Annotated in this window: 3 protein-coding genes; all 3 read right to left on the reverse strand. The window is 65.0% G+C overall.

Annotated elements, in window-relative coordinates; translation table 11 throughout:
- The coding region (locus G3N94_RS40685; protein ID WP_205799815.1) for an acyl-CoA dehydrogenase N-terminal domain-containing protein at positions 1-388 on the reverse strand (388 nt) is incomplete at its 3' end.
- Positions 389-645: 257 nt separating this feature from the next.
- Positions 646-1,431 (reverse strand): thioesterase family protein, encoded by a 786-nt coding sequence (locus tag G3N94_RS40690; protein WP_205799816.1) that lies wholly within the window; start codon positions 1,429-1,431, stop codon positions 646-648.
- Positions 1,432-1,748: 317 nt separating this feature from the next.
- On the reverse strand, positions 1,749-2,864 hold a 1,116-nt coding region (locus tag G3N94_RS40695), incomplete at its 5' end, for an AraC family transcriptional regulator (RefSeq protein WP_241022353.1).

Consider the following 2,864-nt stretch of genomic DNA (forward strand, 5'->3'; position numbering starts at 1 on the left):
CGGTCAGCAGCGGACACAGCGCGAACGACAGGTTCGCCGCGTTCAGCATCTCGATGCACGGCGTCGCGATCAGCTTCGGCAGCCCCTGGCCGTCATAGTCGGCCGGATGCTGCAGCCCCTGCCAGCCGCCTTCGACGAACTGGCGGAACGCTTCCTTGAAGCCCGGCGTCGCGGTCACTTCGCCGTTGCTCCAGCTGCTCGGGTTGCGGTCGCCGTCGACGTTCAGCGGCGCCAGCACTTCACCGCAGAATTTCGCGGATTCGTCGAGCACGGCCTGCGCGGTGTCGAAGCCCGCGTCCTCGAAACCCGGCAGCTGCGCGACGGCGTCGATGCCGGCCAGTTCCTTCAGCACGAACAGCATGTCCTTGACGGGGGCGGTATAGCTCATGGTCGATCTTCCAATCAGGCGGTGAATGTGAGGCGCGCCACGCGATCCGATACGGCAAAACCGGCCAGCGGTTGGCGACGTTTGGCAAATCCTAACCCCAAGCGGACCGATTCCCATTGTCAAATCCGGCCCACGTACTGACAAAACCGGCCACGCCGTGCGCTGCAGCAATCCGCGAAACCCGCGCCGCAGCCCCGGATCGGGCCGCTGCGGGCAAGCGGATCTGCCACCGTCGGAATTCGCGGCCTGAACAGGCCCTAACGCGCTTCCTGGGCCCCCTCGCCCAATTCCCCGCGAAATTTCGCTAGCTGACGCGACTCGGCCACCAGTTGGCCATCGGAATCGCGCAATTCGCCATCGATCCCCAGGAAACCGGACCGGACTTCCTTCGACACGAAGCGTGCGTGGATTGGTCCAGGCGCCGGTTTGGCCTTCAAGTGCACCGCATACTCGATGGTCGGCACCGACGCCCATTGTGCACGATCGACGACGTTATAGACCGGGGGAGGAAAGGCATCGGCGAACAACACGAGGGAGCCGAGGGTCGGAGACGGCTCGTCGTCCAGCGATATCCAGCCTTCGATCGTCGCGTCCTGACGCGGGCCGGCGTTCTGCAGGGCCCCGGGGGCCAGGGACAGGTTGAACCGGGACGCAAACGCCTGCATCGGACCAGGCAAAGCGAGCGAATCGACACTGACACACGCGTGGCAGGACGTGATGGCGGCCGGCTGGCCTGACAAGCGCGCGGTCGCGCCGGTCGCTCGGGAAAAATCGGTGAAGGTCGCTGCATAGTGCGCCTTGAGCTCACCGTCCTGGACAAGCGACAGCGTTGCGCGCGACAGGCTTGTCGTCGATCCGAGGTCGCTGATGCATGCCACTGCGGGGCCTGCGGTCGGGTGACCGATAAAGCTCGCATGGATCGCCAGCAGATCGGGATGCGCACATCGGCCGGCGAGCGTTTCGGCTGCGAGCCTCGCGAGGTAACCTCCGTTCGGATACCCGAGGACATTGAACCGAGATGAGATGTCGATAGGAATTTCCACGCTGGATCGAGACACTACTGCTCTCCTTTTGGCATGAGATGGGTGGGAACACCGCCGATCGAAAGCGTAACGAAAGCGCATCCGGTTTTGAAATTTATCCTGTGAATTGCGCGCGATCAGGATCCTGAATGGCAACCCGGGCCGATAAGCTTTGTGATCCGCAAGCCTCCGCCATTCCGCCCCTATCATTCGCACTACGGAGCGATTATGCCGACAGAAACCGGAACCCGGCTGCACGCGGCACTTCGACCCTGGCGCGCAGGCGCGATCTCTCAGCACGAACGCCGAAGCGTCGATGCGCCAGCGCGTCGCGGCCCCTACGCGCGCCGCCGATAAGTCCCCGGCGTGCTGCCTGTCCAGTGCCGGAACGCGCGATGAAACGCGCTCGGGTCGTCGAAGCCGAGCTCCGCGCCGATCGCCGCGATCGTGTCGTGCGTATCGGTGAGCCGCTGGATCGCGATGTCGCGTCGCAGTTCGTCCTTCAGCACCTGGAACGTCGTGCCTTCGCCCAGCAGGTGCCGGCTCAGCGTGCGCACCGAGCAGTGCAGGCTCGCGGCCGCCTGATCGATCGTCGGCAGGTCGGGCAACTGGCCGGACAGATACTGCCGCACACGATGACAGACGAGCTGCTCGCTGAACGATTCGAAGATCCAGTCGCCGGGCGCGCGGGCGAGGAACTTGCGCAGGTTGCGCTTGCTCTGCCGGATCGGCGCATCGAGGTAGCTCGCGCTGAAGCGCATCAGCGTGCGGCTGCAGTCGAACTGCACGGGCCCGGAGAAAAAATACAGGTGATCGACCGCATGGCGCGGCTGCGGACACGCGAACTCGATCTGCAGCAGAGGGATCTTCTGGCCGATCAGCCAGGACCCCACGCCGTGCACGAGTTTGAGCATCAGCTCATGGCCAAGCGGGCCGATCGGGCCGAAGGCCGGATTCGGCCGGATCACGACCTGTCCGAGCAGGTCGTCGCGCTTCGATTCGACGAAGAAATCGTCAAGGACGAGATGGAAGAACTGCCCGAAGCGGTGCAGCGCGGTTTCGAGGTTGCGCGCGTCGAGCAGGCTGAGGCACAGGTATTTGAGCGTGCCGCCGCGCAGCGGGCGCGAGAAGATGCCGGGCATCTCGTCGTCGAGGTCGATCGCGAGCGTGCGGTACAGCGTCGAGAACTGCTCCTCGGTGACGCGCGCATTCGGTTCGCCCTGCAGCTCGCTCGGGATGCCGGCGCCGCGCAGGTAGCGCTGGATCACGTCGGGCTGCAGGCCCGCGCTCGCGAGGAAACCGTTGACGAGGGAAATCGGCACCGTCGCGCTCGGCGGCGTCAACGGACGGTCAGGCTGGGAAAAACTGGAATCTGGGCCGGTCATGGCGTACACGTCCAACGAACCGCTGGCATTGTACTTGACCCGGCGCGTGCGGACGGCGCGCGGCCCGGC

The organism is Burkholderia sp. Ac-20353, assembly GCF_017104785.1.
Taxonomy (GTDB): Bacteria; Pseudomonadota; Gammaproteobacteria; order Burkholderiales; family Burkholderiaceae; genus Burkholderia.